Raw genomic sequence first — 25574 nt, 5'->3', positions numbered from 1 at the left:
ACGGCCCCCGCCCGGCCGCCCACCCCGCCCCCCTCCCCCAGCCGTTAGGGTCGGACCGTCTCGCCCGTCAGTTCGGTCCTGGAGGTAACGGTGGCGTTCGGCAAGGGGAAGAAGGCCGAGGAGCCCGTGATGGAGCCTGTCGACTGGGCGACCGTCGGGAAGTTCATCGTCGGCATCGTGGAACGCCCTGCCACCCATAAGCGGAAGAAGGCCGTCAGCGGGCCGCGCGCACTCCGCGTACCGCAGGGGGGGCTCGAATTCCCGGTCAACGTGCCCTGCGCGTATCTGGCGCGCACCGCCCAGTTCGGTACGGAGTCCCCGGCCGGCGACCACACCCTGTACGAGGACGCGGAGAACCGGCGATTGCTCTGCTCGGTCGACGCCCCCGAGGAAGTGGGCGACGAGCGCCATCACGTCGTACGCGACAGCCAGGGGCAGGTGATCGGCACCCTGCGCCGTGTCCCGCCGTCCAAGAAGCCGTTCCGGCACACCTGGCGTATCGACCAGCCCGGACATCCGGAGATCGTCGGCCGCAACGAACTGGCCGGCGGCGACTCCAAGACGGAGCGGGTGGCGCGCGTCGCCATCAAGGCCACTCTGGGGCTGGTGACTTCCGTACTCGACGGAGGCGGGGACGGCGGTGACCAGCCCATGCGCCCCCGCACCCTGGAATGGCGGGCCGGTGACGACGTGGTGATGGTCTCCGAGGGGAGCAATGAGATGACCATCGAGGCCGACTGGATCGACCGCCGCCTGGCCTTCGCATTTACTCTCGTCGGCGACAAGTAGGGCCGGAACAGGGCAATCCGTAACGGGGCAGGAACCGTGGATGTTCCGTCGGCGTCCGATGTGTCGACGCGGCCCCGCGGATATCCTGGCCGCCCGGACGCGAGCAGTTCCGGGAACAGCAGCAGACAGTTCTGAGGGGGACAGAAGCCATGCGGATGGCCAATCCGGATGACCTCGATCATCTTGCCAAGCTCATCGATGGCAAAGGTGGCGTAGAGGACAAACTTGACGAGGCGTTTACCCGGGCGTCGAATCTCGGCGTCACCAGTCACCTCACCTCCCTCAAACCTCTGCGGTCCTGGGTCAAGGACACCGGTCCCGATCTCCGGAAGCGCGCCTCGATCGCCCGCCTCGAAAGCGGTGACCCCGAGGCCGGTGCGCGGTGGGCCGGCTTCTCCCCCAAGGACCTCGCCAAGTACCTCAAGGAACACAACGGAAAAGGGCTCACACCCGACGAGATCCTGCTGGCCAACTCGGTTGCGGCGAGCGACGATCCAAAGGCGGACGCGTTCAAGAGGCAGTCCAACGAGTCACTGAACGACTGGATCAGCCGCATCAAGGCGCACGCCCTGGAACAGATACCGGGGCTCGCACCGCACGCCGCGACGATCGTCTCCATTCTCGATCTCTACGGCGACTGGAAGTCGGTCGGCGGCACCACGGCCACGGTCACAATGCAGGGTGCGGCGCTGACCAAGGTCCTGATCGGCAACTCGCTGAAGTCGGGCGTGCTCGTCCCCTGGAAGAACCGGATCGGCACGGTGCTCGCGGGCCGCAACAACAGCCTGCTGAAGTGGTCCGGCAACAAGATCATCAACTACGCCCCGAAGATCCGCTCACTGGGTGCGCCCGGCAGCTGGTTCCCCAGCAAACTCAGCCAGTTCGCGCAGAAGATCCCCGGCACCCGGGGCATGGTGGGTGACTGGACCGGCACCGCCTACGACGCGGCGCGCGGGCTGAACTTCATGGATTCGCCCATCTGGAAGGGCGTGACGGTCAACAAGGCCATCAACTTCCTTGTGGGTTCGGATGAGTTGGCCGCCAAATACGGCGGTCTCACCCACGCCGGCCAGGCGGTCAGCCGGGCCGGCAACGCGAACCTGATCAGAGTCGGCGCCAACGCCTTCAAGGACGGACGCCTCGCCAGCCTCAGCCGCACCGCATCACTGACCAAGGGCCTCGGGGCCGCCAGCAAGGTCACCGGGGCCATGCGCGGCCTGGGCATCGCCGGAAGCGCGGCGTCGACCGTGTTCAGCGCGGCGAACGTGATCGCGCAGGGCAATCCCGTCACGGCCTTCAAGAAGAAGGGCGCGGGTTACGTCGCGGACGTCGCCGAGGTGGGCTTCAACGCCTCCATGACGGCCGCCATGATCGCCCCGAACCCGATCACCATCGGCCTCGCCGTCGGAACAGGACTTATCTACGGTGGCGCCAAGGTCGTCGAACACTGGGACGACATCAAGAAGGGTGCCGGGAAGGCCGCGGACTGGGTGGGAGACAAGGCCAAGAAGGTCGGATCTGGCATCGCGAACGGCGCGAAGAGTCTTGCCAAACACGCGAATCCCATGAGCTGGTTCTGACCCTCGCGCCGGCTCATGAGCGCGTGAAGTAGCGCTCCCGCCCCCCGGGACTGACGGCCGAACCGACCAGCCCTGGGGCCAACTACCCGGCTGGGTCTTCGACCAGCGTGACGCGCTGTCTGGGACGACTCTTCCTGGGCAGCCATTGGAGTCGTCAACGCAGTAGACGGAGGATGTGGCACGTCCGTACGCCTCACCGCGCGGAGGTGACCGTCGTCGGCCGTACTTGCCGTGCTAACTGTCGACCCAGTTCTCGGCCCCCGTCACGATTGCCACGGTGCATGATCGGCCGGTCGGAAACAGCTACTGGACGAGTTGGCTGTCACGCGTCTCACCGCGACAAGCGTTTAGGCGGATGGCGATTACCAGACCGGTGTGTTCCAGAATGATGCCGACCTGGGCATCCGCTCGAGTTGCAAACCCGGCGGCATGCGCGGGACTACGAAACCCTGCCTCAAAGATCTTGGGCAACGATCCACCGGGCAATGCCTAACGAATGTTGATCAGGCGCCCTCGCCCACGCATCCATGGGCTACGTACATCAGTTTTCGATCAAGGATCGGAACTCTCGGCTCATCACTGACACGGACTACCATTCTGATCCTCCGTCTTGCCGACGCCGGAAGAGAAAGTTCACAGGAGCTGCAAGCAAAGCGTCGAGCGTCGACAACGCCGAAGTGTCCACCGTTTCCATGATAATCGCGATCGCGAGGTCCGTAGCGTTGGCGTCGCCATTCACTCGACCGATCCTGGTCCCGCCGACATTAGGCACATAGCTGCCTCGCCTCATCGCGATGGCTACATCCTCACCCCTGCGAAGGTGAGCTTCTTTTTTCATGATCATGTATTCGTAGATGTGTTGGCGATGCTTCATCTCCAGCCATCTGCCGCCTCGACGTAGACCATTTATTTTCAAGTTCAAGTCGACAATATCCCCATCGACGCGTAGCCACCCACCGTCCAATGACGGGATGTTTCCAGCCCCTCCGCTGAACAAGGTGTCCGGGAACTGGAGGCCATGCAATGCGGCCTGCCTCCGCGACTCATGCCTCAGCGGTCTGACGTCACGGAACACATCTACGTCCCCGAATTTTCCCACCTGGCCACGGTATCCATGACCGCGATCATTTCTCACGGGTTCAAGTTCGAATTCGAATACACTCATGTCTTCACATCTCACAGGAGGTTCAGAGCGCCGCCGGCCGCAGCAAATGAATTTATGCCGCCTGCCAATTTTGAAACCGCGCCAGACGACTTATCCTTAATCCAATCGCGGGTGGCGTGAGCTCCCTTTTTAACATCGTCCCAGTGCTCGACCACTTTGGCACCGGCCCAGACGGCCCCTGTCACGGCAGTGGCGCCAACGGTGTACTGATTAGGACTTACCATGGCCCAGGTGGAAGAAGCATTGAATCCAAGCTCAGCCCAATCTGCGACATATGAGGCTCCTGCCTCTCTGTTATCGAAGTGCGCGCGAGGGTTTCCCTGCTTGTACACGTTGACCGCACTGTAAGCCGTTGAATAGACACCACCGAACACACCGGTCGCGCGAAGAAACCCACCAGCCTTACCCGTCACCTTGAGGCTATCAACCAGGGCGCCCATGCGGCCGCCACCTACCACCCGAGCGTCTTTGTAAACATTCTTTCCAATCTGGTACAGGCTGGCCTGAACAGCCCTACGAGGAATCTGCCCAGAATGCGTGAGCCCTCCATAAATGGAGGCAAGCCGATCTGATCCGACAAGAAAGTCGATTACTTTGTTGCCGGTCACGTTGAAAACAATCGGGGAAGTCATTGCACTACTTCGGCGTAAATAATTCACACCGAGTCCGATTTGATCACCAATCAACCCACTGACAAATGGAATTCGATTCGCATCTGTATAGGCCCTACTTCCAGAGCCCAACGCGGCAAGGTGACTGGGCAGCCAGCTACCCGGGTAGGACAGAGAACGAATAGCTGGATTCCATTCCTCCAAATTTTCTCCCCAACGCGCTACGCGGGCGGGCATCCAGGTATAGCGTTCCGGGAAATTTTGGAGTTTTGCCGCAGTCCATAGGCTTGCCGGTTTGAGCCAACCGCGGGCAACCGAGTTCCCAATAAGGACTTTGGTGATGGATTGGGCCCGATAAAGCGCAACTCCACTATGCGAGAGCACACCCATTACGTCACCGACGTCACCGAGAATCTCAGCGATTTCGTTTTCGTATGGTCCAAGGCCTGGAATCGAAGCCAAGGCGTGAGCCCGAATACGGTCCACCCAGTGGTCCAGGGATTCATTCGACTTGCGTCGAAAGACGGAGGACTCGCGATCGTCACTCAAGGCTACGGCGTCAATCAGCAGAAGAACATCAGGGGCCTTGAACATCAACCCCGCCTTCGCGATTTCCTTGACACTGAACCCAGCCCATTGGACTCCAGCGTTCGGATCCCCGCTCTCGAGGCGCGCGACCGCAGCACGCTTCCGCAGGTCTGGTGCAGTCTCAACTGCCCACGGACGCATCGGTTTCAGAGCGCTCAGATGACCAGTCACCCCAAGCCGGGACGCTCTAGTGAAAGCCTCGTCAATCTTGTCCGTGACGCCACCGCGACCATCAAAGAGCCGGGCGAGCTGGTCCAGGTCGGCAGGGTTAACGGTTCTCACGATTCAGTTCGCTCGGCTTTCTTTTAACGATCCCCGATCCAGGAAAATCCTGATTCCGCCCCGATCCTGCCTTTCGGGCTTCAGCTCTCGTCGATCAGATCCGTCTTGTCCGGCAGCAGGTCCGCCAGCTTCTCCCAGATCTCTCCCGCGTTTGAGCGGACCAGTACCAGCGCGCTTTCCGGGGTCACCTGACCGGGCAGGATCGGCTCCTCGGGCTTTTCGCGGATCCAGTAGCCCCGGGGGCCGCAGTCCCAGACCGCGAGGGCGCGGAGCATCGCGGAGCGTTCGCCCTCGTGGTTGCCGTCCCAGGCCGTGGTGATGCGCCAGGTCGCGTTCATGGCGAGGACGAGGTCCGTGAACTGAGCCAGGCCCGGGTCCTTCAGGCTGCTGTCGGCCGCCACCAGGGCCTTGCGCACCAGGGCGCGTGTCGCGTCCTCGTCGACTCCGTCGCCCTCGCCCAGCGCCACGAAGGCGGCGTCCAGGGCGCCCATCGACGTCTCTATCCGGTCGACCGCCGGCGTCTCGCTGTCGCCGCTGCGGAGGTTCACCTTCCGGGCCAGCTCCCAGACCAGCGTGCTCGGCTCCAGTGGTACGTACTCGGACTCCTCGTCGCCGGGCCAGCCGTCGTGGGAGATGACCGCGTTCTGGCCGACGATGACGCCGTGGTTGACCGGGCCGTGCTCGCCCGTGACCTCGACCGTGATCATGACCATCGGGTCGGCGAGCGCGCCGAGCAGGTCGCGCATCAGCGGGGCCAGTTCGCCCTCCTCGCCGACCAGGCCGATCTGCTGGAGCTCGACCAGGGAGGGCCACAGCTCGTCCGGCGGGGTCTCGCCGTCCAGCAGGTGTGCGAAGACACCGATGTGGCGGTCGGCCAGGCGCAGGCGGCCTCGGGAACTGTCGTACGAAGGCATGTCTCGTCCTCCCCGGGGCCTGACGGCCGCACGGCTCACTTTTTTGGATTCTGCAGGTCCTTGGCGGACTGCGAGGCCTTGTGAGCCTCCTCGCGCAGCGACTTCGCGACCGTGGTGCAGGTGGTCCGCCAGCTCTTCAGCTTTCCACGCACATGGTCGGCGTTCGGCCCGGCCCACGTCTTCATCACTGTGGTGCTCTGAGTGTGCGGCGAGTCGACCAGCGAATCGATGTGGTCGGCCAGCGACCTCAGGGACGCGGCGCGCGAATTTAGTTCCTGGATGTCCGGATTACCCATTGCAGCTCCCCCGCTGTCTCACAGACTGCCGACAAGCATAGACGGACTCCAAGAGGGGGCAAAGCGCAGTTCAAGGACGTGCACTACCCGGCGTACGGACTTGTTGCGCACGCTCCCGGAGTGGTGCCGACAGCACTACGTTTTATGACGCCACTCCAACCCAATCTGGACAAAATTCCCATCCGTCGCGCCGGATGGCATTCGCCCAACTCCGGCCACCCCGAAGCCCTAAGACCCTTTACGGGAACTGGCCGCTGTGCGGTAGCGTCCACTGTTGCAAACGGATAGTCCGTTTACCTCAGTGACAACGGGGAGGATCGCGATGGATCGCGGTGCAGATCTTAGTCAACTCCGGGACTTGGCCAAGAAGTTCCAGCACAGCTCGACTGACCTTCACAAGCTCATCAAGAGCCTGAACACGGCGACGTCCGGCAGCACCGGCTACTGGAAGGGCCCGAAGGCCGACCGGTTCCGCAGTGACTGGGAGAACGTCCGCCCCACCTTCGAGAAGTGGGTCGAGACGCTGGCCGACGCCCACAAGTCGGCGAACACCAGCGCCGACAACATCGAGCGCGCCACCTGATCGAGGTCGGCTGTACGGCCGGCTGTACGCAGGAAGCCGGGGCGGACACCTGATGAGGTGACCGCCCCGGCTTCCTGTTGTCCCGGGCCCCGCGCTCAGCCGCCCCCCGACCCCGGACTCAGCCCCGCGTCACAGCCGGGCCGGTATCCCGTCGTCCCGGGCCCCCGGCTCATCCCCGCAGCACCCCCTGGACCGGTGTCATCGTGCCGCCCGCCACCAGAAGACCGCTGCCCACGGGTCCCGCGCCGGAGTTCGACGGCAGGCGGATGCTGAAGAGCTCGCCCTCCTGCGGGGTCTGCGGGGTCAGCAGCAGGCCGTTGCGGGACTTCCGGGACTCCGTGGCGAAGCCCCGGTACTGCGAGGACAGCGAGTCCGTCGTACCTGCGGCGATCAGCCCGTGGTCGCCGTCCGCGCCCTTCTTGACGACCGTCTCCAGGGCCTCGTCCAGTTCGGTGTCGTAGAGCAGTTCCGCGTCGTCGACGACCACCACGTACGGACGCCCCTGCGCTTGCTCCAGCAACTCGTTGAGGTCGTCCTCGTCGTGCTCCGCGTTGAGCAGGCCCAGCACACCCGGCCGCCCCTCCAGCTCCCGCAGCGGCGAGCGGCGCGGGGTGATGAGGACCAGCGGCGTGCCCCTGGCCAGCAGCGACTCCGCCGCGCAGACCAGGGCGTTGGAGCGGCCCGACTTCGGCGGGCCCGCGATGACGAATCCGGGTCCGGACTCCACCAGGTCGACGCCCATCGGCCGCAGTTCGTCCCCGCCCACGCAGAGCAGCGCCCACAGAGGCGACGCCGGGGCCGCCTCCGGGTCGAGGGCCATCGCCTGCTCCGCGGTGATACGTGCGGGCAGGGCGTCCACCCGCATCGGGCCGCGGCCGGCCGGGAGCCTTCCGTGCTGCGCCTGTACGGTCTCGGCGATCTCCCGCAGCCTGCGGACCTGCGCCTGGCCCGCGGGGTCCGCGTCGAGCAGGCCGATCTGGGTCTCGTCGACGCCGGTGTCGGTGATGCGCAGCGCGCGCCCCGGTGGCATGTTCTTCGGGACCTCGCGCGCGTGGAGCCCCGCCATGCCGTAGTCGTTCGGGTCGGCGAAGCGCATGACGAGACGGTCGACGAAGGCCGACGCGACATTGCCGCTGAGCCCGGAACGGTCGGCGGTCATGACCACCTTGACCCCGGCCGCCGAGCCCTCCCGGAAGATGCGCTGGGCCTGCTCGATGAGCTGGCCGTAGTTGTAGTTCTCGAAGGTGGAGACGAACCCCTCCCAGCTGTCGATCAGCAGCACCATCCAGGGCAGCCGGTCTTCGGGTGCCGCCCCGGCCCGCTGTTCGGCGGCGCTGGACGCGCCCTCCATGGCGAGCATCTGCTGGCGCCTGGCGATCTCGCCGAGCAGCCGGTCGATCAGCCGCCGTACCCGGTCGGGTTCGTCGCGGTTGACGACGGCCCCGACGTGCGGCATCCGCACCAGCGGCAGCAGCGCGTTGGAGCCGCAGTCGATGGCGTACACATGGACGTCGTACGGGGAGGTCTCCCGGCCGATGGCTCCGCCCAGGGTGCGCAGCGCCGTGGAGCGGCCGGACCTGGCGCCGCCCACGAGGAGTGTGTGCTCCCCGTGGACGAGGTCGACCGCGAGCGGCTTGCGGGCCTGCTGGGCGGGCAGGTCGGTGAGTCCGTAGCCGATCGGCGGAACGTCCCGGTACGCCCCTGAGGGGTCCTGGAGATCGGCAGGTCCGTCGAATTCGGCCAGTTCGTCGAGGGTGACGTGTTCGGCGAGCGGCGGCAGCCACGGGCTGCGTGGGGCGGGGAAGCCCATCTTCTCGGAGCCGGCCCGGACCGCGTCGACCAGTACGGCGAGGTCGGTGACCATCGTGCCGTCGTCCTCCGCCTCGGACGAACCCTTGGGCGCGGGCCGGCTGTACATCGGCCAGGTGAGCGGTGCGAGTGTCGCCTTGGGCCCGCTGCCGCCGGTGGCGGGCCTGCGGCCTCCGATACGGGCCGACTGCACGCCGACCAGCGACTGGGCCCCGGAGCGCACATAGGCGCGGCCGGGCGTCGACTTGGCGATGGCTCCGGCGTCCGCCGCGTCGATGACGTCCTGCGACTCGGCTCCGTCGGTCACCCGCAGGGCGATCCGGAGGTTGGTGTTGGCCCGGATGTCGGCGCTGACGACACCGGCCGGGCGCTGCGTGGCGAGCACCAGGTGCACCCCGAGCGAACGGCCTCGCCTGGCGATGTCGACCAGCCCCGCGATGAAGTCGGGCAGTTCGGCGACGAGCGAGGCGAACTCGTCGATGACCAGCACCAGTCGGGGCATCGGTTCGAGCTCCGGGCGGAGCCTGCGGGTGTCGTTGTAGTCCTCGATGTCCTTGGTGCCGGTGTCGAAGAGGATCGTCTCGCGGCGGTGCAGTTCGGCGGCGAGCGAGGCGAGGGCCCGCTCGGTCAGATGCGCGTCGAGGTCGCTGACCATGCCGACGGTGTGCGGGAGGCGGGCGCAGTCCATGAAGGCGCTGCCGCCCTTGTAGTCGATGAGGACGTAGTTGAGGGCGTCGGGCCGGTTGGCGACGGCGAGCGAGGCGATGATCGTCTGGAGCAGTTCGGACTTGCCGGCGCCGGTCGTGCCCGCGACGAGCGCGTGCGGTCCGTCGCGCCGGATGTCGAGTACGAAGGGCCCGTCGGCCGCGACACCGATCGGGGCGGCCGTCGTGGAGCCGCCGGCCAGCCAGACGCGTTCGATGTCGTCGCCGGTCGGGTCGGGCATGCCGATGAGGTTGAGCAGCCTGGCCGCGGTGGGCAGACCGCTGTCGGCGTCGTCGCGGCTGACGTCACGGACCGGCGCGAGGGAACGGGCCAGCAGCTCGCACCAGTCCGGGGCCACCTGGTCGGCCAGTACCTCACCGGCCAGTTCGAGGCCCGAGCCGCGCAGCCGCACATGTGCGGCGGAGTCGGGGGTCCAGCAGACCACGGCCCGGCACTCCTCGGGGAGCAGCCGCTCGTCCTCGTCCAGGCAGAGCGCGAAGATGCCGAGCGCGGGCCCCTCCTGGAGGAGTTGGGGCACCCCGGCCATCCGGCGCAGCAACCGTGCGCCGTCGAGTACGAGGAGGATGTGCGGGTCGGCGCCGAGCGCCCCCGCCATGCCGCCGGCGTTCTCCCGGATGGCCTTGCGGCGGCCGAGCTCGTTGAGCAGTTCGTTGACCCGCCGGGCTACGGCCTCGGAGTCGGATCCGATGAGGGCCAGACAGTCCTGGCCCTGCTGGGGCGCGGTGTGCGGGATCCAGTGCGCCCAGTTCCACTCGGTGGCGGCGTCCCGCGCCGATGAGAGGACGACCAGGGAGAGTTCGCGCGGGCTGTGCAGCACTGCCGCCTGTACGGCGAGCCAGCGGGCCGACGAGAGGGCGCGGGGCCGGTCGCCCGCGACGCCGACGACGCCGATCTCGGGGAAGGGCAGCGTGATCGGTACGTCCGGGATGCGGGGCGGTTCCGGGGCCTCGTCCTGGTGGTCGCCGCGCCCCAGGGCGAGCTCGATGTCGGCCGGTACGGTGCCGACGCCGATCCGCAGCCTGAGGACGTCCAGGTCGGTGAGGCGCCGCTCCCAGAGCCTGCGGCGGGGGCCGGTGGCGAAGAGCAGGATCTCGGCCGGGTCGGGGTTCTGGGCGCGCAGTCTGTTCTGCTCGTCCTTGGCCGCCCTGGCCAGCTCGGCCTCGTACGCGGCGACGTCCTTCTTGTACTGCTTGGCCGATGTCTTGTTCTTCTTCTTGCCCTCGCGGTTGTCGCTGATCCACTGGCCGAGCATCATCACAGGGCTCATCAGGCAGAACATCAGCATGTAGATCTGCTTGGTGACGAAGTACATGGCGAGGCCGAAGAGCAGCGGCATGAACGCCGCGATCAGCTGGAAGCGCGCGCGTTCGCCCTTGGACGGCGGCGCGGGGACGACGATCCGGGCGCGGGGCCTGAGCGGCGAGAGGCGCGGGGGCCGGTTGTACGCGAGGCCGCCTTCGCCGGTGTCGGAGAGGTGGGCGTCCGGTTCGCCGACCTCGTCGAGTATGAGGAGCGAGTCGCCGATACGGACGACTCCTCCGAGCGGCCAGTCCTGTTCGGCGGTGACGGGAACGTCGTCCAGCTGGACAGCCACGCCGGCCTGGGGCGTGATGGTGGCCCTGCCCTGTACGTCGACGGCCAACCTGGCCGCCAGCGGCGGGAGTTGTCCGTCCGCGACGGCGAGGGTGCAGGTCGGGGCGGAGCCGATGGTCGCGGACCCGGCGGCCAGCCGGACCACCCGGCCGGATGAGGCTCCGGCGGCGACCCGTACCTCGTAGCGGCCGACCGGCTCGCCCCGGCGCAGCAGCGGTCCGATGGAGTCGTCGACGGAGACCCGCATGCCGTCGCGCAGCACGGAGCCCACCGGGGTGCGCGGATCGCAGCGGTGGCCGTCGGCCCAGAGGGTGGGGGCGGCCGGTGCCTGGTCCGCGTAGCTGTAGCGGGGGTCGAGGGTCGTGCCCGGCATGGGTACGACGACGGAGGGGACCGCTTCGTGCGGCTGCCGCTGCTGGGCTCCCCGCGTGGCCGCGAGTACCTCCGCCACGTCGCCGGCGGTGGCCGCGTCGTCCGTGTTGACCAGGACGTCCTGCGGCTCCTCCCCCTCCCGTACGACTGTCACCAGCACTCGCATGGTCGTGTCCCTCCCTGCCGGCCCCGGGTGGTCCGCCGGCCCTGGGTGTCGCGCTCGTCCTATGGGTTCACTGAGGCTAATGCTTGCGAACGCGGGCAGGAACACATGCCCGTACGGCACCGGGCACCGCGCGGGTGCGGCACGGCCGGGCGGTTCGGGGAGGAAGGCGGGCCCGGTGGCCTCCCGTGTCTCCTCGCACCGGGCCCGGCTTCCGCAACCCCCCTCAGGACCCCAGCAGTTCGACATGCACGTCCGACGGGAAGCCCGTCGTGGCGCCGACCCGGCGGGCGAACTCCCTGACGCCCTTCAGCTGGTCGGGCCCGAAGCGGAAGTCCAGCGTCGTGAAGTAGCGCTCAAGCAGCTCCGCGTCGAAGACCTCCCAGTGCGATGCCTGCTCGGCGACCTTGGTGACCTCCTCCAGCGAGACGTCGCGGGAGGACAGGAACGCCTCGTGGACCGCCTTCACGACCTCGGGCTCGCGGGCGGCGTAGTCCTTGCGGGCCGCCCAGACCGCGAAGACGAACGGCAGGCCCGTCCACTCCTTCCACATCTGGCCCAGGTCGTGGACCTGGAGGCCGAGCTTGGGGGCGTCGTGCAGCGCGGCGCGCAGTGCGGCGTCGCCGATGAGGACGGCGGCGTCGGCCTCCTGCATCATCACGCCCAGGTCGGGCGGGCAGCGGTAGTAGTCGGGGGTGACCTCGTACCGCTCGGCGAGCAGGAGCTGTGCGAGCCGTACGGAGGTGCGTGAGGTGGAGCCGAGTGCGACGCGGGCGCCGTCGAGCTGCTCCAGCGGCTTCTTGGAGACGATCACGCAGGACATCACGGGGCCGTCGCAGCCGACCGCCAGGTCGGGGAAGGCCACCAGGTCGTCGGCGTTCTTCAGGAACTCGACGAGGGTGACGGGCGCGATGTCGAGGTCGCCCCGCACCAGCTGCTCGCTGAGCTTCTCGGGGGTGTCCTTGGTCAGCTCCAGGTCCAGCAGGGTGCCGGTGCGGGCCAGCCCCCAGTAGAGCGGGAGACAGTTCAGGAACTGGATGTGACCGACGCGGGGCCGGGCGCGACGGTGGTCGGCTGCGGCGGCGTGGTCCTGGGCGTTCCCTGCGGCGTGTCCGGCGGCGGGTGCGGTGGCCTGTTCGGCGTATGAATTGTCCACATCGTGAGGCTAGACCCGCGTTGTACGCTGGAAAACGCAGGGTGGTCCGTCAGCGCGACGCACTGCGGCCAAACGTCCGGGTGAAGTGATCTTCACCTCTACCGCGTGCGCGCGGGCGCGTGCTAGGCTCGCCGCAAGTTGCAGTTTGGTTTCCCTTGCAGTACAGAGCCTGCGGAGCATGTGACCCGCAGGCTTTTGTAGTTTTCAGACTTCTTAGCAGGTTCTGGAGCAGGGCAACCCTTTGGCCCAAGGAGGGCTTATGGCTACCGGAACCGTCAAGTGGTTCAACGCTGAAAAGGGCTTCGGCTTCATCGCCCAGGACGGCGGCGGCCCGGATGTCTTCGTCCACTATTCCGCGATCAACGCGTCTGGTTTCCGCTCGCTTGAGGAGAACCAGCTCGTGAACTTCGACGTCACGCAGGGCCCGAAGGGTCCGCAGGCGGAGAACGTCACCCCGGCCTAGTTGCCCGGGCCGATCGGATCGCGGTCGGGATAGCACCACCCAAGGAGCCCCTTCCGGTACGTTCGCGTACCGGAAGGGGCTCCTGCCTCTGTGCCCGTGCCGCAGCACCGGGACGAGAGGCCCGGACCAGGGGGCCTACCGCCGGTACAGCTCCTCGATCTGCTCCGCGAAGTCCTTGGCTATCGCCGCCCGCTTCAGCTTCAGCGAGGGCGTCAGATGCCCGCTCTCCTCGGTGAAGTCCACCGGGAGCACCGTGAACTTCCGGATCGACTCGGCCCGCGACACCAGCCGGTTCGCCTCGTCGACCGCGCGTTGCAGGGCCGCGCGCAGCTCCTCGTCCACGACCAGTTCCCGCATCGGGACCCCCGTCTTCTTCCGCATCTGCCGCCAGTGCGCCAGGCCGTCCGGCTCCAGGGTGATCAGCGCGGTGACATAGCTGCGGTTGTCACCGACCACCATGCACTGGCCGACCAGCGGGTGTGCCCGCAGCCAGTCCTCCAGGGGCGCGGGCGCCACGTTCTTGCCGCCCGATGTGATGATGAGGTCCTTCTTGCGGCCGGTGATCGTGAGGTAGCCGTCCTCGTCCAGCTCGCCCACGTCGCCCGTGGCGAACCACTGGCCGGCGGCGTTCCCGGCGGGCTCGCCGCGCTGCCCGTCCCAGTAGCCGCCGAAGACCTGGCCGCCGCTGAGCAGCACCTCGCCGTCGTCCGCGATCCGGACCGCGGTGCCGGGCAGCGGCCAGCCGACCGTGCCGAGCCGGGGCCGCAGCGGCGGGGTGACCGTCGCCGCCGCGGTCGTCTCGGTGAGGCCGTACCCCTCGAAGATCTGGATCCCGGCGCCCGCGTAGAACGCCGCGAGCCGCCGGCCGAGCGGTGAGCCGCCGCAGATCGCGTACCGCACCCGGCCGCCGAGCGCCGCCCGGATCCGCCGGTAGACCAGCGGGTCGTACACGGCGTGCGCCAGCCGCAGCCCGGGGCCGGGTCCGGACCCGGTGCCGTGCTCGGCGGCCTCCAGCGCCTCCCCGTACCGCCGAGCGATCCGCGCGGCGCGGTCGAAGGACGCGGCCCGGCCCATCTTCTCGGCGGTGGCGCGGCCGGTGTTGTAGACCTTCTCCAGGACGTACGGGATCGCCAGCAGGAACGTCGGACGGAATCCGGCGAGGTCGGCGAGGAGGTCGTCGGTGCTGATGCTGGGGGCGTGCCCGAGGCGCACCCGGGCCCGCATACAGCCGATCGCCACCATCCGCCCGAAGACATGCGAGAGCGGCAGGAAGAGCAGGGTCGAAGCGGGGTCCTTGCTCACCGATCTGAAGACCGGGTGGAGCAGCTCGACCGCGTTGTCCACCTCGGCGAAGAAGTTGGCGTGGGTGAGAACGCAGCCCTTGGGGCGGCCCGTGGTGCCCGAGGTGTAGATCAGGGTGGCGGCGGAGGACGGCGTGCGGCGGGAGCGGCGTTCGGCCACCGCCTCGTCGGGGACGTCCCGGCCGGCGTCCTTCAGGATGCGGATCGCGCCGGTGTCGAACTCCCAGAGGTGGGCCAGGGCGGGCAGCTGGCGGCGCTCGACGCTGACCAGCCGGGCCTGCTCCTTGTTCTCGACGGCGCAGGCGACCGCGCCGGAGTCCTGGAGGATCCAGCGGGCCTGGAAGGCGGAGGACGTGGGGTAGACCGGGACGGTGACGAGACCGGCCGCCCAGGAGGCGAAGTCCAGGAGCGTCCACTCGTAGGTGGTCCTGGCCATGATCGCGAGGCGGTCGCCCGCCGCCAGGCCCGACGCGATCAGCCCCTTGGCGACGGCCTGCACCTCGACGGCGAACTCCATGGCGGACACATCGGCCCAGCGGCCGTCGGGCTGCTTCCGGCTGAGGACCGGCTCGTCGGGTGCCTGGTGGGCGTTGTCGAAGGGGATGTCGGCGAGCGAACCGCAGGCGACGGGCCGGACCAGCGGTGGTACGGAGACCTCCCGCACCACTCCGTCCACCCGCCGCTTCCGCGGTTCCAGCTGCTGTACGGACTCTGACACGGTCACATGCGGCTCCTCATGTCCTGGTACGTCAGGTGGGCGTGGTGCGTGAGGTCGGCTGGTATGTCGGGGCGGCCGTCCTGGTACGTCGGGCAGGCCGGCCGTCCGGTACGTCGGGGGGTGCGTCCGACCGGTCAGGGGGCGTGGTGCGTCCGACCGGTCAGGGGGCGTGGTGCGTCCGACCGGTCAGGGGGGCGTGGTGCACCGGTCACCGGCGACCGCTCAGGGGCGTTCGAGTACCGCCGCCACGCCCTGCCCGCCCGCCGCGCAGAGGGAGATCAGCCCCCGCCCCGGAGCCTCCCGCTCCGCGAGCAGCTTGGCCAGGGTGGCGACGATGCGGGCTCCGGTCGCCGCGAAGGGGTGGCCGGTGGCGAGCGAGGAGCCCGCGACGTTGAGCTTCGTACGGTCGACCGGGGGAAGTCCCTGTTTCTCCCAGGCGGCCAGCGTGGCGAGCACCTGGGACGCGAACGCCTCGTGGATCTCGAAGAGGTCGAAGTCGTCCAGGGCGAGGCCGGCCCGCTCCAGCAGGCGCGGGACGGCGTACGCGGGCGCCATCAGCAGCCCGTCAGGACCGTTGACGTAGTCGACGGCCGCCGTCTCGTACAGCGTCAGATACGCCAGCGGTTCGAGTCCCCGTTCGCGCGCCCACTCCTCGCTCGCCAGGAGCACCGTCGCCGCGCCGTCGGTGAGCGGGGTCGAATTGCCCGCCGTCATGGTCGCGTTGGGCTGCCCGTTGCCGAACACCGGCTTCAGCGTGGCGAGTTTCTGGACGGTGGAGCCGGGGCGCAGGTTCTGGTCCCGGTCCAGGCCGTGGAAGGGGGTGACCAGGTCCTGGAAGAAGCCCCGTTCGTACGCGGCTGCGAGCCGCTGGTGGCTGGCGGCGGCCAGCGCGTCCTGATCGGCGCGGCCGATCTCCCATTCGCGCGCGGTGCGCGCCGCGTGCTCCCCCATCGAGAGCCCGGTACGGGGCTCGGCGTTGCGCGGGATGTCGGGGACGAGATGGCCGGGGCGGATACGGGCGAGTGCCTTGAGCCGCCCGGCCGTTGAGGGGGCTCTGCGCGCCTCCAGGAGGATCTTCCGCAGCTGGTCGTTGACGCCGATGGGCGCGTCGCTCGCGGTGTCCGAACCACCGGCGACCGCCGAGTCGATGGCGCCGAGCGCGATCTTGTTGGCGGTGGCGATGACGGCCTGGAGGCCCGTACCGCACGCCTGCTGGATGTCGTACGCGGGTGTGCGCGGGTCGAGGCGTGAGCCGAGCACGGTCTCCCGGGCGAGGTTGAAGTCGCGGCTGTGCTTGAGGACCGCGCCCGCGGCGAACTCGCCGATCCGCTCGCCCTCCAGGCCGAAGCGCTCGACGAGTCCGTCCAGCGCCGCCGTCAGCATGGCCTGGTTGGACACGGTGGCGTACGGGCCGTCCGAGCGCGCGAAGGGGAGGCGGTTGCCTCCGATCACAGCGACCTTGAGGGGCACCATCTCGACCAGCTCCTGACTCTTGAGTAACCTTACTCAACAGTAAATCTACGATGCCGCAAGGAGCCTGGACAATGGCCGATCGCTATCTGCACTTCACCGGCACAGCGCCCGGCCGTTTCCTGACGGGGCGGCTCGGGCTGCCGCAACCGGCGCAGCTGCGCCGCTGGTCGCCCGAACACCCGCGCCTGGACGGCACCTTGCTGCACCGGACGGCGGGCGTGCCGGGTCTGGCGGGCCTCACCGACATACTCGCCCGCACCGGACTGGAGGCCGCCGGGGCCTCCGGGACGGCCGGGACCGCCAGGGCGTCCGCGACCTCCCGGGCTTCCGGGACCGCCGGGCCTTCCGGAACCGTGGCGGAGGGCGAACGCCCGGCCGCCGTAGTGGTCGACGCGACCGGTGTCACCACGGTGGCCGCCCTCGCGGAGGTGCACGGCGCGCTGCACCCCGTCGTACGGTCCCTCGCGCCGGGCGGCCGGGTCGTGGTGCTGGGCGCGCCGCTCTCCGGCGACGACCACCACCAGGCGGCCGCGCAGCAGGCCCTGGAGGGCTTCGTGCGCTCGCTGGGCAAGGAGATCGGCCGGGGCCGCACGGTCCAGCTGGTCAGGACGGTCTCCGCGGCGGCGGCCGAGTCGACGCTGCGGTTCCTGCTGTCGCCGAAGTCCGCGTACGTGAGCGGGCAGGTCATCGAGATCGGCGCGGCCGGACCGGATGCGGCGACCACCGCCCCGGAGAGCTGGGAGCTGCCGCTCGCCGGGCGCACGGCGCTGGTCACCGGCTCCGCACGCGGTATCGGCGCCTCGGTGGCGGCGACCCTCGCCCGGGACGGGGCACGGCTGGTCTGCCTCGATGTCCCGCAGTCCCGGGACGAGTTGGCGCGTACGGCGGACTCGCTCGGGGCGACCGCGCTCCCGCTGGACATCACCGCGCCCGACGCGGCGGAGCGGATCGCCGCCGCGGTCCCGGGCGGTCTGGACATCCTGGTCCACAACGCGGGCATCACCCGCGACCGCCGCCTCGCCAACATGGCGACCGACCGCTGGGCGAGCGTGCTGGACGTGAACCTGGACAGCGTGCTGCGGACCACGGACGCCCTGCTCGCGGCGGACGCGCTGCGGCCGGGCGGCCGGATCGTCGCCACCGCGTCGATCGCCGGGATCGCGGGGAACACCGGCCAGACCAACTACGCGGCCAGCAAGGCGGGCATCATCGGCCTGGTACGGACGCTGGCCCCCCGGCTCGCGGAACAGGGCATCACGCTCAACGCGGTGGCGCCCGGCTTCATCGAGACGAAGATGACGGCCGCGGTCCCGCTCTTCATCCGCGAGGCGGGCCGCCGGATGAACTCCCTGGGCCAGGGCGGCCTCCCGGTGGACGTCGCGGAGACGACGGCCTGGTTCGCCCACCCCGCGTCGGGCGGCGTGAACGGCCAGGTCGTACGGGTCTGCGGACAGAGCCTGCTGGGGGCGTGAGGGGGCACAGCGGGGAGCGCATGCCGGAGGGACCGGAACGCGGGAGCCTTGGGCCGTGCAGCCGCGGCGAGGGAGCCAGGGGGAGGGATCAGCCTCCCGCAGGACCGACCAGCTGGAGGTCCACCCACCCGGAGTGCGGGTTGCTCTCGGCCGGGCTGCCGTCCCCGGTCTCGATGGCCGCCACCTTCCACAGCCGCCCGGCGAATTCCAGGGTGTCGCCCACGCGGGCGTCCCGGTAGGCGGCGTCCCCGCCGTCCCGGCTGGAAATGCCGATGTCGGCGCGCGGACCGGGGTTGATCTCCGTCACCACGGCGCTGTACTGCCCGCTGTACTCGTTGTCCGGCACGTGCCACCTGAGGCGGAAACGCCCCTCGGTCAGGGACGGCCAGGTGGCCGCGGAGCTGGGCTGCGGTGGTTCGGTCACGTGCTTCTGGCCCTTCGGTGTGAGTACGACGCGGTACGTGCAGATCTGCGCCACCGTGAATGCGGCGCCGCCCAGAGTGACGTCCTGGCCGGGCTTCACGGTCCGCGCCCCGGAACCGGCTCCCGACCCACCGGTCCCCTGCCCACCGGCCCCCGCCCCGCCGGTCAGCACCGCGGTACGGGCCGAGCCGTCCGCCCGCGCCTCCTTGTACGACACGGTCCCCCCGCCACCGGGCAGCTCGGCGGAGCCGCCGCGCAGCACATGGAGCCCCTTCGCCGCCGCGTCCCCGGCGCACACCGGGCCCTTGTCGGCGGGGGGTACGGGACGCGTCGCGGAAGCACTGGGGGACGGCGAGGAAGCGGCCTGCTTCCCGGACGACGCACCACAGCCCACGGCGAGCAGCACACAACCGCAGGCCGCGGCGGATCGGACAGCCTTCATGACGTGGGCACCTCCAGAGCCTGCGGATTGTTGAAGAACTCCTGGTACTCGTCGGGCGTGGCCTCGATGTCCTTGTTGGGCGGGCCCCACGGGTTACCGAGGACGATCTTGCCGCCCCTGAACCCCTTGACGAAGTACACGTGCCGGGTGGAGAACGTCGTTCCCCATTTGCCCTGGCCCTTCTTGTTCACATCGTCCCCGCTGCCCGTGCTGACGATGACCGGGTGTCCGGATTCGAAACTGTTCCGTACGGAGTCGACGTCGTTGTCGATGCCCTGGGAATCGTGACCGGTGACATAGGGAGGGGCCTTCTCGTTGTAGTCCCACTCGATCGCCCCGTACGACCCGTGCTCGGTGCGGTCGTAGCGCTTGTCGCCCTCGTGGCCGTCGGGCGCACCGCCGTCGTCGTCACCGTAGACGAGGGCGAAGGCCTTCTCGTAATAGGCGGGCCACATGGCTCCCTTGGCGTGAGCCGTCATGGGGGTGCCGTCCTTGTCGAGCGGTACGTCCGGGGTGACGGTGACCCATCTCTGATTGCCGTCCTTGTCCCAGATGCGGACATTGACGGTCCCATTGGGATTCTGTTTGATCCCGTCACGGATGAATTGCGGGTTCACCTGGGCCGTCGACGTGAGCGACGCGATGTACCAGCAGTCGCCGAACCGGCCCTGGTTGATGTCGGCCGCGGTGATGTCCTTGCCGTCCGATCCGGGGGCGAACAACGGATCGGACGGCACACCCCAGTGCATTCCCTTGGCATCCGCACCGGACTGGGAATTCTTGCCGTCCAGGTAGGCGTCCGTCGTGTCGAATCCCGGTTGCGTTCCGGGAAAGGCCGCCTGGGCCTTGGCCCAGTGTGCGGGGCCGAGCTTCGCCAGGATCCCGCTGAGATGGTCACGGCGCTCGCCCTCGGGCAGGCCGTTCTCGTCCCACCACTTCCAGCCGCTGTCGTCCGTGTCGTTGATCAGGTCGTTGTAGCGCTTCAGATCAGCTGCGGAAGCCTGGTCGAAGAAGGCGTCCAGCTCGGCGGAGGTCATCCCGTCCAGCATGCTCTCGACCTTCTTCAGGTCGTCGCGGTTGCCGTTGGTGCCGAAATCCTTGCCTTCGAGGTCCTTCAGCTGCTTCAGCGCGTCCTTGATGTGCTGCTCATCGGCGGGGGCCTCGTCCGCGAAGAGCAGAGCCGGATCGACCGCGTAGCCGTGGTCGATCAGGACCTTGCACTCGTCGAGCTGCTTGCTGCGGCGGTCCATCGAGTCGGCCATGTCGCCGAGTTCGCCGTCGAGCACTCCCGGCATCTGTGTGGGGCCGCCGCCGAAGAGCGACGGCATGAAGAAGACCTGCCCCACCAGCGGCTCCAGGAGCGGGTCCGTGGTGGCCGGTTTGCCCTTCATGAGCTGGGCCGCCTCGGTGAGGACGGAGGCCACGTCCCGGTGCAGACCGCGGGCGTCCCCACCCAGTCTGCGCAGACTGGAAGCGAGGGAGCGTATCTCGGCGCTGTCGAAGCCACGGAACTCGGTCAATGCCCCGGTCCCGTCTTCCGCTTGGCCGACGCGGTCTTCGCCTGATCGTCGAGCCGGTCCGCCTCGGTGTCCCAGCGGCCGGCGTCGTTCATGAGCGCGGACGCCATCTGCCTCAGCGTGCCCCTGCGGTTCACGATCTGCCGCGTCGACTGCGCGGCGAACGGCCCGCGCCAGACCGGCGGATCGGTCTGCCGGGCCTTCTTCGCTGCGCCGTCGAGATGGGGTCCGAGCTTCTTGGCGAGCGAACGGGCCTTGCGCGCGCAGGCCCGCAGATCACCGGCACGCTTCTTCAGCTGCTCCGGCGTCTCCCCAGCCGGATCGTCCGGTCGTGCCACTGTGCATCCCCCTTGCCCATGGACCTCCCAGAGCGGCTGGCCAGGCTAACACCCCCCTCGACCGCGGGACTTGGGAACAAGGGGGAGCTCACAGGCACTGCCGGACCTCACGCGGAGCAGGGAGCCGGGGCCCACGGGTCGGCCGGAGCCGCCCAGGCTCAGGCCCCGGTCAGATACGCACCGCGGCCTGGAAGGACCCGATGGTGTTCATCGACTCGTAGCGGACGTAGGCGCCCGGGTACGGCGCGTGGAGCACGGTGTTGTTCCCCGCGTAGAGCCCCACGTGCTGGGTGTTGTTGAAGAAGACCAGGTCGCCCGGTTTCAGCTGGCTGCGCGCGATGCGGGTGCCCTCGTTGATCTGGGTGAACGTGGTGCGGGTGATCTGGGCGCCGGCCTGGGCGTACGACCACTGGGTCAGGCCCGAGCAGTCGAAGGCGTTGGGGCCGGTGGCGCTGCGTACGTACGGCTTGCCCACCCTGGTCGCGGCGGCCTGGAGGGCGGCGGCGCCGAGGGCCGACGCGGGGGCCTCGTGGCCGAGTTCGACCCGCTCACCGGCTGAGCGGCTGGCCCGCGTGTCGTCCTCGCGCATCTTCGCCCGCTCGGCGACGGTCAGGGTGTTGAGCACCTTCCGCGCCTCGGCGAGCTTGACCTGCTGCTGCTGTTTCCGCTCGCCGAGCGTCTTGCGGACGGCCGAGAGGTCGCTCAGCTTGCCCTGGGCCTCCTTGCGCTGCTGCGCGAGCAGGCGCTGCTTCTTCTGGATCTTCGTCAGCGACTCGGCCTGGCGGGCCGTCAGCTGGTCGAGTGCGGAGGCCCGGTCGAGGAAGCTGTCCGGGTCGGAGTCGAGGAAGAGCTGCACCGAGGGGTCGATCCCTCCGTCGCGGTACTGCGAGGCGGCGATCGAACCGAGCCCGGCCCGGAGTGTGTTGAGCTCCTGCTGCCCCCGGGCCACCCTGTCCTGGAGCTCGCCGGTCTGCTTCTCCAGCTTCTGCTGCTGCTCCTTGGCCGCGTTGTAGTGCTCGGTGGCCACCTCCGCCTCGTCGTAGAGCTTGTCGACCTTCGCCTTCACCTCGCTCTTGCTCGGCTTGGGATCGGCCTGGGCGGCCTGGGAGGACAGGGCCACGGCGGCAGCGGCGGTCGCGGTGAGCACGGTCACGCGGGTACGGCTCGGCTGCTTGGGACGACGGTGGGACGCCACGGAGGCGGGCTCCTTCTTCCTCAGAGCCGCCTACCGGGCTGTGGGGGGAAATGAATCCCCGGCTCCGTGCTCATCACGGACGCGGCGGTGCCTTCGCCGCCACCCCGGATGGGTGATCAACCGTGCGAAGGTTCGAGAGTCAACCTAGTGACCATCCTGTGACCATGCCAATCTGCACGGCCGGAAAACGGTCAGAAAATCGGCACAGGACCCACTTCTTTACTCACAACACACTGCGCGTAGTGGCGACTTGACCGCCCGTCGCGGAACTGCCCGGCCCCACCCCGATCCGCGCCCAGACCACTTTGCCGACACTGCGCTCGGCCACCCCCCAGGCATCGGCCAGCGCCTCCACCAGCAGCAGCCCGTAGCCGCCCTCGGTCACACCGGGCGGCCCGAGGTGCAGTCGGGGCCGCCGCTCGCCCCTGGTGTCCGCCACCTCCACCCGCACGGCGCCGTCGTCGAACAGCACGAGCCTCAGCTCGAAGTCCCGCCCGGCCACGTGCCCGTGCGTCACGGCGTTCGCGGCGAGTTCGGCCACGACGAGTTCGACCGCACCGGACTGGGTGCTCGCGTGCGGCACGGCCCACTGGTCGAGTTGGTGCACGGCGAGCCTGCGGGCGAGGCGCGCACCGCGACGGGTGGAGCTGAAGCGTTGGACGAACACGGCTGCGGCAGAGGCGATTTCAGCATTCATGTGACTGAGCGTGGCCGCTCCCGCCTATCCTGACCAGTAGTGACATACGCACGCTGCGTAGCTGTACGGGTTCGGACGGCGCCCTGTACGGCACGTCGGCCGTGACCGGAAAGGCCGTAACACGATGACGGATTCCGCAGACCGGGAAGCGCGCCCGGAATTGCCCGCAGAGGCGGACGGTACGGCCCATCTGTTCCGGGCGGTCGGCAGACAGGTGAAGGTGTTCCGGGAGCTGGCCGGCCTCGGCCAGAAGGAACTGGGCACGGCCACGCACGTCGGGCTCGACCTGATCTCGGCGATGGAACGGGGCGTACGGACCCCGCAGCCGGAGTGGCTGGATCAGGCGGACGGGGTGCTGGGGGCGCGCGGGGTACTGAGGGCGGCGATCCCGGACGTACGGGAGGCGATGAAGAAGGCGCGGACGCGGCATCCGGACTGGTATCGCGGTTACGCGAAGCTGGAGGCGGAGGCGGTGGAGCTGCTGCACTATGGCAATCAGGTGGTGCACGGCCTGCTTCAGACCGAGGACTACGCAAGGGCGATCTTCACTCAGCAGCGCCCGCTGCTGAGCGTGGAGACCATCGAGAAGCGAGTCGCTGACCGGCTCTACCGGCAGCAGGTATTTGAACACTGGCCATCGCCGACCTTCAGCTTCGTCTTTGAGGAAGCGGTACTCCAACGCACCATCGGAGGCCGCACCGTGCATCGACAACAGCTATCCCAGATCGTGCGCCTCGGCCGTCTACGAACAGTGGAGGTCCAGGTACTGCCGACCGACTGCGAGCAACACCCCACCATGGAGGGGGCATTCAATCTCCTGACCACCAGACGTGAACAGCAACTGGGCTACACGGAAGTTCAAGGGCACCCTCGCTTGATCACCGACGCGCGCGAGGTGCGCGAACTCGCTGATCGCTATGGGATGATCCGAGCCCAAGCACTCACGCCCCAGGAGTCTCTGGCGCTGATCGAGAAAATGCTGGGAGATCGATGAACACCGAAATATTCACTTGGTTCAAGTCCAGCTACAGCGGCGGATCGGGAGGCGATTGCCTCGAAGTCGCCTACAACTGGCAGAAGTCCAGCTACAGCAGCGGCGAAGGCGGCCAGTGCGTAGAAATCGCCGCATGCCCCACCGCCATCCACATCCGCGACTCCAAGGTCGCCGACGGCCCGCAGCTCGCCGTCGCCACCGGTTCCTGGTCCGCGTTCGTCTCGTACGCCCGCACCGACGCCTGACGTACCCGCCCCGTACGCACGCCTCGACCAGGACCTGACCCGCAGGTAACTTTACTCCGGAGTAAATACCCTACGGATCAGGGAGCCCGGACCATGAGTGACCGCCTCACGCGCCCTCCCGGCCTGCTGACCTCCATGGTGCGTGGCGCGGTGACCTCGCCCTTCAAACGGGGCGTGGCGGCCGGTGCGCGGCTGCCCGGGGGGCGGCTGGTGTGGCCCGGGGTCCGGGTCGATCCCGGGCGGCTCGCCTCGTACGCCCGGGTCTGCGGGTTCGACCGAGCCGATCCGCTCCCCCTCACCTATCCGCATGTGCTCGGCTTCCCGCTGGCCATGCGGCTGATGACGGCGCGCGCCTTCCCGCTGCCGGTGCTCGGGCTCGTCCACACCGGGATCGAGATCATTCAACAGCGCGCCCTGCCGCTGGACAGCCGACCCGAACTGACTGTGTACGCCGAGGAGTTGCGACCCCACCGGCGCGGCACCGAAGTCGTCATGGTGACCGGGGCACGGCTCGGCGGAGAGCTGGTCTGGGAGTCCCGCAGCACCTATCTGGCCCGGCACGCCGTCCCGGCCGGATCCGTGGACCGTACCGGCCCACCCGGGCCGGGCCCCGTCGACGGGGGCGCCACCGCCACCTGGGAGCTGCCCGCCGGGCTCGGCCGGCGGTACGGCGCCGCTTCGGGTGACCGCAACCCGATCCACCTCCACCCGCTGACCGCGAGGCTCTTCGGCTTCCCGCGGGCCATCGCGCACGGCATGTGGACGGCCGCCCGCTGCCTGGCCGAGGCCGGGACCCCGGAGGCCGTGCATGTACGCATCGAGTTCCGGGCCCCGGTGCTGCTGCCGGGGACCGTCACGTACGCCGCAGGGGCGGGCGGCTTCGAGGTGCGCAGTGGGGCGCCCGGGGCGGAACGGGTGCACCTCACGGGCGTGGTGACGGCGCCCAGCGCTCCCCGTTCATAAGGTTCTCCAGGCCCGCCCAGGCGAAGTTCATCAGCGTCGACGCGGCCTCCTTGGCCGAGACCCCGGGCGTGCCGTTCGCCCACCCGGCAAGGGATTCGGCGGCGCCCACCAACGCCTGGGCCAGGCCCGCCACGTCGCCGTCGGGCAGGGCCGGGTCGCGGTGCGCCTCACGGGCCGCCGCCGCGATCAGGCCCGTCGCGAAGTTCACCATCTCGTCGCGCATCGCGGCGACTTCGGCGGCGAACGGCTCCCCGTGCGTACGCGCCTGGTGGTTCAGGACGTTCCAGCCGTCCGGGTGTCCCGCGGTGTGCTCGAAGAAGGCCCCGACACCGCGCCACAGCTGCCGGTCCGCCGGGTCGTCGGGGTCCACCCCGGCCCGTACCGCGGCGACCAGGGACTGCGCCTCGCGGCGGATGCACGCGGTGAAGAGCTCTTCCTTGGAGTTGAGGTAGAGATAGACCAGCGGCTTGGACACGCCCGCCAGTTCGGCGATCTCGTCCATCGAGGCGGCCCGGTAGCCGCGCTGCCCGAACGTCCGCACGGCGGCGTCCATCATCTGCCGCTCGCGCACCGCCCTCGGCATCCGCTTGGCCTTGGCCTTGACCGCCTTGACCGCACTCACCTCAGAGCCCCTCCAGCCGATTGGTACGCACCTGGCAAGGGTACGGCTCCGGCCCCTCCCCGTCGTACGGAGGAGGGGCTGTCT

Annotated in this window: 22 protein-coding genes; 8 read left to right on the top strand and 14 right to left on the bottom strand. The window is 68.9% G+C overall.

The features are described from left to right. Positions 1-90 precede the first annotated feature (90 nt). Both ACFXBC_RS04545 and ACFXBC_RS04540 read left to right on the top strand, forming a co-directional pair. Positions 91-789, top strand: coding sequence for a hypothetical protein (locus ACFXBC_RS04545; RefSeq protein WP_385018607.1), 699 nt, complete (start codon positions 91-93; stop codon positions 787-789). A 149-nt stretch (positions 790-938) separates the two neighbouring features. Continuing rightward, the gene (locus ACFXBC_RS04540) at positions 939-2369 is read left to right on the top strand and encodes a PE-PGRS family protein (protein WP_385018605.1); all 1431 of its coding nucleotides are present in this window, start codon (positions 939-941) and stop codon (positions 2367-2369) included. Between the two features lie 589 nt (positions 2370-2958). Here the strand turns inward: ACFXBC_RS04540 and ACFXBC_RS04535 are convergent. From ACFXBC_RS04535 to ACFXBC_RS04520, 4 genes are all read right to left on the bottom strand, one after another. Then, positions 2959-3534 (bottom strand): hypothetical protein, encoded by a 576-nt coding sequence (locus ACFXBC_RS04535; protein WP_385018603.1) that lies wholly within the window; start codon positions 3532-3534, stop codon positions 2959-2961. Positions 3535-3545: 11 nt separating this feature from the next. Next, positions 3546-4739, bottom strand: coding sequence for a PE-PGRS family protein (locus ACFXBC_RS04530; RefSeq protein WP_385018601.1), 1194 nt, complete (start codon positions 4737-4739; stop codon positions 3546-3548). Between the two features lie 356 nt (positions 4740-5095). After that, positions 5096-5929, bottom strand: a complete 834-nt coding sequence (locus ACFXBC_RS04525; protein WP_385018599.1) for a hypothetical protein — start codon at positions 5927-5929, stop codon at positions 5096-5098. A gap of 35 nt (positions 5930-5964) precedes the next feature. After that, positions 5965-6225: a WXG100 family type VII secretion target gene (locus tag ACFXBC_RS04520; protein WP_385018597.1), complete on the bottom strand. Its 261-nt coding sequence runs from the start codon at positions 6223-6225 to the stop codon at positions 5965-5967. Positions 6226-6547: 322 nt separating this feature from the next. Between ACFXBC_RS04520 and ACFXBC_RS04515 the strand changes: the two genes are divergently transcribed. Beyond that, positions 6548-6808 carry a WXG100 family type VII secretion target gene (locus ACFXBC_RS04515; protein WP_328319006.1) on the top strand — a complete coding sequence of 87 codons (261 nt, stop codon included), beginning with the start codon at positions 6548-6550 and terminating at the stop codon, positions 6806-6808. A 169-nt stretch (positions 6809-6977) separates the two neighbouring features. Here the strand turns inward: ACFXBC_RS04515 and ACFXBC_RS04510 are convergent, their stop codons facing one another. Then, a complete protein-coding gene (locus ACFXBC_RS04510) occupies positions 6978-11474 on the bottom strand; it encodes an FtsK/SpoIIIE domain-containing protein (protein ID WP_385018595.1) in 4497 nt (1498 codons plus the stop codon). 223 nt (positions 11475-11697) lie between these two features. Further along, positions 11698-12510, bottom strand: a complete 813-nt coding sequence (locus tag ACFXBC_RS04505) for a menaquinone biosynthetic enzyme MqnA/MqnD family protein (protein WP_385018767.1) — start codon at positions 12508-12510, stop codon at positions 11698-11700. Positions 12511-12886: 376 nt separating this feature from the next. Between ACFXBC_RS04505 and ACFXBC_RS04500 the strand changes: the two genes are divergently transcribed. Further along, entirely contained in the window at positions 12887-13090 is a 204-nt protein-coding gene (locus ACFXBC_RS04500) for a cold-shock protein (RefSeq protein WP_008738468.1), read from the top strand. A 135-nt stretch (positions 13091-13225) separates the two neighbouring features. On the opposite strand, the gene ACFXBC_RS04495 is transcribed toward ACFXBC_RS04500, so the two are convergent. Together ACFXBC_RS04495 and ACFXBC_RS04490 are read right to left on the bottom strand one after the other, a co-directional pair. Next, complete coding sequence (locus ACFXBC_RS04495; RefSeq protein WP_385018592.1) at positions 13226-15115, bottom strand: AMP-dependent synthetase/ligase; 1890 nt, start codon at positions 15113-15115, stop codon at positions 13226-13228. Between the two features lie 216 nt (positions 15116-15331). Beyond that, positions 15332-16582, bottom strand: a complete 1251-nt coding sequence (locus ACFXBC_RS04490; protein ID WP_385018590.1) for an acetyl-CoA C-acetyltransferase — start codon at positions 16580-16582, stop codon at positions 15332-15334. A 71-nt stretch (positions 16583-16653) separates the two neighbouring features. On the opposite strand from ACFXBC_RS04490, the gene ACFXBC_RS04485 reads away from it, so the two are divergent. Further along, positions 16654-18054, top strand: a complete 1401-nt coding sequence (locus ACFXBC_RS04485) for a 3-oxoacyl-ACP reductase (RefSeq protein ID WP_385018588.1) — start codon at positions 16654-16656, stop codon at positions 18052-18054. 88 nt (positions 18055-18142) lie between these two features. Here ACFXBC_RS04485 and ACFXBC_RS04480 read toward each other — a convergent pair whose 3' ends face one another. The 5 genes from ACFXBC_RS04480 to ACFXBC_RS04460 form a co-directional block, all read right to left on the bottom strand. Next, the gene (locus ACFXBC_RS04480; RefSeq protein WP_385018586.1) at positions 18143-18919 is read right to left on the bottom strand and encodes a hypothetical protein; all 777 of its coding nucleotides are present in this window, start codon (positions 18917-18919) and stop codon (positions 18143-18145) included. Beyond that, positions 18916-20439, bottom strand: coding sequence for a C2 family cysteine protease (locus ACFXBC_RS04475; protein ID WP_385018584.1), 1524 nt, complete (start codon positions 20437-20439; stop codon positions 18916-18918). Before ACFXBC_RS04475 ends, ACFXBC_RS04480 begins: the two co-directional genes overlap by 4 nt. Continuing rightward, the gene (locus ACFXBC_RS04470; RefSeq protein WP_385018582.1) at positions 20436-20774 is read right to left on the bottom strand and encodes a hypothetical protein; all 339 of its coding nucleotides are present in this window, start codon (positions 20772-20774) and stop codon (positions 20436-20438) included. The genes ACFXBC_RS04475 and ACFXBC_RS04470 overlap by 4 nt, the downstream gene beginning before the upstream one ends. Positions 20775-20943: 169 nt before the next feature. Next, on the bottom strand, positions 20944-21969 hold the full coding sequence (locus tag ACFXBC_RS04465; protein WP_385018580.1) for an NlpC/P60 family protein: 1026 nt from the start codon (positions 21967-21969) through the stop codon (positions 20944-20946). Between the two features lie 223 nt (positions 21970-22192). After that, the gene (locus ACFXBC_RS04460; RefSeq protein WP_385018578.1) at positions 22193-22666 is read right to left on the bottom strand and encodes an ATP-binding protein; all 474 of its coding nucleotides are present in this window, start codon (positions 22664-22666) and stop codon (positions 22193-22195) included. A 124-nt stretch (positions 22667-22790) separates the two neighbouring features. Between ACFXBC_RS04460 and ACFXBC_RS04455 the strand changes: the two genes are divergently transcribed. From ACFXBC_RS04455 to ACFXBC_RS04445, 3 genes are all read left to right on the top strand, one after another. Further along, positions 22791-23660, top strand: coding sequence for a helix-turn-helix transcriptional regulator (locus ACFXBC_RS04455; RefSeq protein WP_385018576.1), 870 nt, complete (start codon positions 22791-22793; stop codon positions 23658-23660). Then, the gene (locus tag ACFXBC_RS04450) at positions 23657-23905 is read left to right on the top strand and encodes a DUF397 domain-containing protein (protein WP_385018573.1); all 249 of its coding nucleotides are present in this window, start codon (positions 23657-23659) and stop codon (positions 23903-23905) included. Before ACFXBC_RS04455 ends, ACFXBC_RS04450 begins: the two co-directional genes overlap by 4 nt. A 93-nt stretch (positions 23906-23998) precedes the next feature. Beyond that, positions 23999-24868, top strand: a complete 870-nt coding sequence (locus tag ACFXBC_RS04445) for a MaoC family dehydratase (RefSeq protein ID WP_385018571.1) — start codon at positions 23999-24001, stop codon at positions 24866-24868. Here ACFXBC_RS04445 and ACFXBC_RS04440 read toward each other — a convergent pair. Continuing rightward, complete coding sequence (locus ACFXBC_RS04440; RefSeq protein WP_385018765.1) at positions 24828-25451, bottom strand: TetR/AcrR family transcriptional regulator; 624 nt, start codon at positions 25449-25451, stop codon at positions 24828-24830. The genes ACFXBC_RS04445 and ACFXBC_RS04440 overlap by 41 nt on opposite strands. Between the last annotated feature and the right edge of the window lie 123 nt (positions 25452-25574).

Origin of the sequence: Streptomyces sp. NPDC059398 (genome assembly GCF_042751845.1) — a bacterium.
In the GTDB taxonomy this organism is placed as follows: Bacteria; Actinomycetota; Actinomycetes; order Streptomycetales; family Streptomycetaceae; genus Streptomyces.
Note: the sequence above shows the minus strand (reverse complement) of the source record. Positions and strands in the feature narration are given on the sequence as shown.